The 6,908-nt window shown below is 45.1% G+C and carries 5 protein-coding genes and 1 rRNA gene; all 6 read right to left on the reverse strand.

Annotation, left to right across the window (positions count from 1 at the left end):
- Positions 1–2 precede the first annotated feature (2 nt).
- Positions 3–1,529 carry an alpha-isopropylmalate synthase regulatory domain-containing protein gene (locus B5F91_RS13130; RefSeq protein WP_087429513.1) on the reverse strand — a complete coding sequence of 509 codons (1,527 nt, stop codon included), beginning with the start codon at positions 1,527–1,529 and terminating at the stop codon, positions 3–5.
- 179 nt (positions 1,530–1,708) lie between these two features.
- Entirely contained in the window at positions 1,709–2,308 is a 600-nt protein-coding gene (gene leuD, locus B5F91_RS13135) for a 3-isopropylmalate dehydratase small subunit (protein WP_087429514.1), read from the reverse strand.
- Between the two features lie 9 nt (positions 2,309–2,317).
- Positions 2,318–3,715: a 3-isopropylmalate dehydratase large subunit gene (gene leuC / locus B5F91_RS13140; RefSeq protein WP_087429515.1), complete on the reverse strand. Its 1,398-nt coding sequence runs from the start codon at positions 3,713–3,715 to the stop codon at positions 2,318–2,320.
- A gap of 17 nt (positions 3,716–3,732) precedes the next feature.
- A complete protein-coding gene (locus tag B5F91_RS13145) occupies positions 3,733–5,229 on the reverse strand; it encodes a 2-isopropylmalate synthase (protein ID WP_087429516.1) in 1,497 nt (498 codons plus the stop codon).
- 289 nt (positions 5,230–5,518) lie between these two features.
- Positions 5,519–6,685, reverse strand: a complete 1,167-nt coding sequence (gene pncB / locus B5F91_RS13150; protein WP_087429518.1) for a nicotinate phosphoribosyltransferase — start codon at positions 6,683–6,685, stop codon at positions 5,519–5,521.
- A 106-nt stretch (positions 6,686–6,791) separates the two neighbouring features.
- Positions 6,792–6,900 (reverse strand): 5S ribosomal RNA (gene rrf / locus B5F91_RS13155).
- Positions 6,901–6,908 lie beyond the last annotated feature (8 nt).

Raw genomic sequence — 6,908 nt, forward strand, 5'->3', positions numbered from 1 at the left:
AATTATTCTTCGATTATATTCAACATTTTAATGGTCGCTTTGATAGCCGCTTCCGTCTGGTCGGCATCCAAGCCACGGGTACGAAACTCACGATTATCGTAATTCCACGTGATAACGGTCTGCACGAAGGCATCGGTGCGTCCGCCGGGCGGAATAGTCACGGCATAATTGGTCAGCATCGGGAACTTGCGCTGCAACGTTCCCTTGTATATCTTACGCAAGGCACGTACAAAGGCATCGTACTGACCGTCTCCGGACGAACTTTCCTGATACACTTTCCCATTGATTTCGATACTCAATGTCGCCATCGGCTTTAGCCCTTGGGCAAGAGTAACGAAATAACTCAAGAGCTTCACCTTGTTTTGCGCCCCGTCGTGCTTCAGTACATCACTGATGATGTAGGGCAAATCTTCTTGCGTGACTAACTCTTTCCGGTCGCCCAACTCAATGATACGCTCGGTGACTTTTCGCATCGAATCCTCGTCCAGTTCCAAGCCCAAGCTTTCCAAATTCTTGCGGATATTCGCCTTGCCCGAAGTCTTTCCCAACGCATACTCACGTACCCGTCCAAAACGTTCGGGAAGCAAATCGTTGCAATACAAGTTATTCTTGTTATCTCCGTCGGCATGCACGCCCGCCACTTGTGTAAAGACACTTTCGCCTACAATCGGCTTATTGGCTGGAATGGTCATGCCCGAATACGACTCGACCACCCGACTCACATCATTCAAACGGCTTTCATCGATATTGGTCACGGCATGAAAATGGTCTTTCAAGATAGCCTGCACACTAGCAAGGGGCGCATTCCCTGCCCGTTCGCCCAATCCATTGATAGTGGTATGAAGCCCCTTCACCCCGCTCAGCACAGCCGCCAGCACATTGCTCACGGCAAGGTCGTAATCGTTGTGCGCATGAAAGTCGAAATGCAAATCGGGATAGCGTTTCTTCATCTTCCGCATATACTCGATGACCTGCAAGGGATTGAGGATGCCCAAAGTATCGGGCAACATAAACCGCCTGATACCTGTATCTTTCAATCCGTCTACCAAGCCAAAGACATAATCGGGCGAATCTTTCATGCCACTGCTCCAATCCTCTAAATAGAGATTGACATCCATATCGCGTTCGTGAGCGTAACCGACCACCGCCCGGATATCTTCCAAATGCTCTTCGAGCGTTTTCTTCAATTGATAAGTGCAATGCCGCTCCGAACCTTTTGCTAAAAGGTTGATGACCCGGCATCCGGCATCGTGTATCCAGTCGACCGACACATGTCCGTCGACAAAACCTAACACCTCAACCCGTGGGAGCATATTCCGCCGTGCCGCCCAGTCACATATCATCCTTACGGCACTGAACTCCCCTTCGGACACCCGTGCCGAAGCCACCTCCACGCGGTCTACTTTCAGGTCTTCGAGCAACAATCGGGCAATCATTAATTTTTCATGGGGCACGAACGATACGCCGCTGGTCTGCTCACCGTCGCGAAGCGTTGTGTCCATGATTTCTATTCTCGGATGATTTTCCATATTATTAAAAAACATAAACGCAGAGACGCAAAAGCGCAGAGTTTCTATTTTTAGGGAGAGCAAAGAGCGCGAGAGAATTAAAAGTTAGAAAATTTTAATTTAAAGGACTCCGTGTCCTCATGTCTTCTCAAATTATATTCTCTGCGTCTTTGCGTCTCTGCGTTGAATAAATCCTAACGTTATCTATGTGCCATTGATTCGTAAGCCTCAATTTTATCCTTGTTCTCCACAAGGAAATCAATGTCGTCGAGACCGTTCATCAGACAATGCTTCTTATAGGCGTTGATTTCGAATGTTTCCGATTTACCTGTTGCCTTGTTGGTTATGGTTTGAGCAGGAACATTCACTTCCACTTCTGTTTTGGGGTCGGCGAAAATCGAATCGAACAATTCTTTCAAGAAACCTTCGCTGACCACTACGGGAAGCACAAAATTGTTCAGCTCGTTGTTCTTATGAATATCGGCAAAGAAGCTGGACACCACGACACGGAAACCATAACCGGCTATCGCCCATGCGGCATGTTCACGGCTGGAGCCGCTTCCAAAATTCTTTCCTGCCACCAAGATTTGCCCGCTATACATCGGATTGTTCAACACAAAATCTTTGTTTACCGAACCATCGGGGTTGTATCTCCAGTCGCGGAACAGGTTATCTCCAAAAAACTTTTCATCGCGTGTAGTTGCCTTTAAGAAGCGTGCCGGGATAATCTGGTCGGTATCGACATTCTCTAACGGCAAGGGAACGCATGTACTGGTAATTATATCAAATTTCTGTTTCATAATTCATCTTTACATTAATGTTCTCGGATCTGTTATCACTCCCGTTACAGCTGCGGCGGCTGCGGTTAATGGGCTTGCCAATAAAGTGCGTGAGCCCGGACCTTGACGTCCCTCGAAATTACGATTGCTGGTAGAAACGGCATACTTCCCAGCGGGAATCTTATCATCATTCATCGCCAAGCAAGCCGAACATCCCGGTTGGCGGATAGCGAAACCGGCTTCTTCGAGTATCTTATCCAAACCTTCTTCACGGATTTGTGCATCTACCATCCACGAACCTGGAACGAGCCATGCCGTAATGTTCCCGGCTTTCTTACGTCCTTTCACAATGGAAGCAAAAGCACGGAAATCCTCGATACGCCCGTTGGTGCACGCACCCAAGAAAACATAATCGACCGGCTTGCCCAACAAAGATTCACCGGGTTGGAAACCCATATAAAGCATCGACTTCTCGAATGAACTTTTTTCGACTTCGCTCATGCCTTCGGTAGTAGGAATGTGGTCCGTAATTGCCATCCCCATGCCCGGATTGGTTCCGTAGGTAATCATCGGCTGGATATCGGCGGCATCGAAACATACTTCCTTATCAAATACCGCATCCTCATCGCTCTTCAAGGTCTTCCAATAAGCAACCGCCTTGTCCCACTCTTCTCCTTTCGGAGCATATTCACGTCCCTTGATGTATTCGAAAGTCACTTCATCAGGGGCAATCATTCCCCCACGCGCACCCATTTCGATACTCAGATTACACAACGTAAGGCGTCCCTCCATCGTCAGGCTCCGAATGGCTTCGCCGGCATATTCTACAAAATATCCCGTAGCACCGCTGGTGGTCATTTTCGACATCATATACAATGCCACATCCTTAGCCGTCACACCTTTGCCCAATTTTCCGTCTATCGTAATCCGCATGGTTTTCGGACGTGCCTGCAAAATACATTGCGAAGCCATCACCATTTCTACCTCGCTGGTTCCGATACCAAAAGCAACAGCTCCCATGGCACCATGCGTGGATGTATGGGAATCGCCACACACAATGGTCATGCCCGGCAATGTCAGTCCCCGTTCGGGACCCACCACGTGAATAATGCCATTCCGTTTGTCCATCATTCCAAAATGAGTCAATCCGAAATCAGCCGCATTCTTTGCCAAAGCATCCACCTGCGCCTTTGAAACCGGATCCTCAATGGGCTTATCCTGATCGTGCGTCGGCGTATTGTGATCGGGCATACAATAAATCTTTTCGGGACGAAAACATTTCAATCCCCGTGCCCGCATCCCTGCAAAAGCCTGCGGACTGGTCACTTCATGGCAATAGAGACGGTCGATGTATAATTGCGTAGGTCCGTCTTCTACTTTCTGCACAACATGTGCATCCCAAATCTTATCAAATAATGTATTAGCCATATTCTTTTTACCTTATCTTATTTTCTAAATTTATTAATACAATCGATGTAAGCCTCTACCGAAGCCGCAATGATATCGGTATTAGCACCAAAGCCGTAATACATCTGCCCGTCGTATTCCACCTGCATGTGTACCTTACCCACATCATCACTACCCTTGCTAATAGCTTGAATCGTAAACTCTTTCAATGTCATCTGACGCTTAATGATTTGCTTTACTGCCTTGATTGCAGCATCTACCGGCCCGTTTCCAGTAGCGGCTGCCTCGAAATGCTCGCCCGAAATATTCAATCCCAGACTTGCCACTGAGCGTACTCCCACCCCGCTGGTCACCTGAAGGTATTCCAATTTGATGTGATGGTTGACATTGCGGTCGGCACCGGCTATCACCATAATGTCATCATCGGTAATGTCTTTCTTCTTATCGGCAAGCTTCAAGAAATCTTCGTAAACCTTATCCAGTTTCTCTTGACTCATCTCTACGCCTAATACATGCAAACGATGTTTCAATGCCGCACGTCCACTTCGGGCGGTCAATACAATTGCATTATCATCGATACCTACATCCTTCGGGTCAATGATTTCGTAGGTCTGCACATTCTTCAACACGCCGTCCTGATGAATACCCGAAGAATGGGCAAACGCATTCCGCCCTACAATTGCCTTATTGGGCTGTACCGGCATATTCATCAGGCTGGAAACCATACGGCTGGTAGGATAAATCTTTTGAGTATTGATATTGGTATCGATATTCAAATGCTTGTGACAACGCAAAATCATAGCCACCTCTTCGAGAGCAGTATTTCCGGCGCGCTCGCCGATACCGTCAATGGTCACTTCTACCTGACGGGCGCCATTCAATACCCCACTGATGGTATTTGCCGTAGCCATACCCAAATCGTTGTGGCAATGGGTCGAGATAATCGCTTTGTCGATGCCGTCTACATGGTCTACCAAATATTTAATCTTCGCACCATATTCATCCGGAAGGCAATATCCCGTCGTATCGGGAATATTCACTACAGTAGCCCCCGCTTTGATAACGGCTTCGATTACCCGTGCAAGGTATTCATTATCAGTACGTCCGGCATCTTCGGCATAAAACTCTACATCATCCACATACCTGCGAGCATACTTAACGGCGGCAACGGCACGCTCGATGATTTCCTCACGGGTAGAATTGAATTTATATTTAATATGAGAGTCGGAAGTCCCGATTCCAGTATGAATACGCTTGCGTTTCGCATACTTCAATGCTTCTGCCGCTACATCAATATCCTTTTGCACGGCACGGGTCAATGCACAAATAGTAGGCCACGTAACAGCTTTGGATATTTCTATCACCGAATTAAAATCTCCCGGACTGGAGACGGGAAAACCTGCCTCAATCACATCTACGCCTAACGCTTCCAATTGTTTTGCCACTTGAATCTTTTCAACGGTATTCAACTGGCATCCGGGAACTTGTTCCCCATCGCGTAAGGTCGTGTCAAAAATAAACAATCTTTCACTCATAGTCTATTGTTTTTTATATTGTCCTATCAAAAAAAAGCCTTTCGCACAGGGAAGTGAGAAAGGCTTTCGAAATATCTATCATTTTATTGTTCCTACATTTACGCACACGCCCCACTTCCCATTGGCTTCACCAATAGAATAATCAGACCGTATAGCAAAATATGTATAAACAATGTATTCATCTTCTTTTTCTTTTATTTTCCGGATGCAAAGGTAGACATTATTTCGATAAAACAAAATAGAATGAAAGTTTTTTAATCATTTTAGCTACAAATTTATACTTAAACATTCATTTTAAGCGCAATTCATATAAACAAGCTTCCACTTCTGCACCGCTTCCCATGTGTTTTCCCATGTCATCGGACAATTTTACGCATTCACGCCATTCCTGATTCACATTCATCTTACAACGCGATAGTTTCATCACTATATTCGAAGGGGTATATCCCGTGTCATTCGTTAGATTCGTACCAATACCAAACGAACAACGGATTTTGCCTTGGCAATATTCAAAAAGCCGAAGTGCTTTCTCAAAATCAAGTGCATTACTGAAAATTATAGTCTTTGTAGTAGGATCAATCCCCAGTTCTTTATATCGGTTAATCAACCTGTCGGTAAATTCAAATTCATTCCCCGAATCACACCGCACACCATCGAACAGTTTCGCCTGCTTCCTACTAATATTGGATAAGAAAGAATCAGAAGTATACGTATCCGAAAGAGCTGTCCCCAAATCACCGTCATACACATTTACCCAATTCTCCAATGCCATATAATTGGCATGCTTATAACCGAACTGAGCACCATGGAACATAAACCATTCGTGCGGATGTGTCCCCATCGGGCGCATATCATACTTCATCGCTAAATAACAATTGGAAGTACCTGTACAATAATGCGCATATTCTTTCAAATAAGAAACAACCGTCTCGTGCACATCAAACGAAAAACGTCGACGTGTACCAAATTCAGAAAAAGGAATATGATGTTCATTCGACAATTCAACTTTACCTGCCAATCGATCTATAATCACCTGCCGATCTGGTATACGGTTTAAGAACTGATTTTTAATTTCAGAAATAATAGCTAACAAAGGAACTTCGTAAAGCGTTACCTTATATAAGAAATCTGTAACTTCCATGTGCAAATGATGTTCTTCATCCAAATACACACAGATTTTATCCGGGTCAAAACGAAAAGAAGAAAGCCACTCCCAATATACGCGAGGCAAAAAGCGGCAATGCGTACACATATACTCCAACTCTTCTTTCCGCAAAGCAACTAACGCTAAATTATGAATTTCATTCTTCAAGGCATTCAAAAAACCTTCTGTATACACAGTTTCATCCCTATCCTTAAAACTAAATGTCCCTAATGCGTTAGGAAATAGCTTGATATACGCATATGAAGTCGTAAACTTATACAAATCTGTATCTAAAAGTGTTTTTATAACCATAATATATTCATATTTGCCATAAAGATACGACTTATTTTTTTCCTTCCCAAGCATATAAATAAAAAAAGTCCCCGGCATCCGACTGGATACCGGGGACCCCCACTTAAAACGGCAGCTGCCTACTCTCCCACTTGCGCAGTACCATCGGCGATGCGAAGCTTAACTTCTCTGTTCGGAATGGGAAGAGGTGGAACCTTCGCGCTATAGCCACCTGAATATCTTC

This window comes from Bacteroides sp. An322, assembly GCF_002161765.1.
Classification (GTDB): Bacteria; Bacteroidota; Bacteroidia; order Bacteroidales; family Bacteroidaceae; genus Phocaeicola; species Phocaeicola merdavium.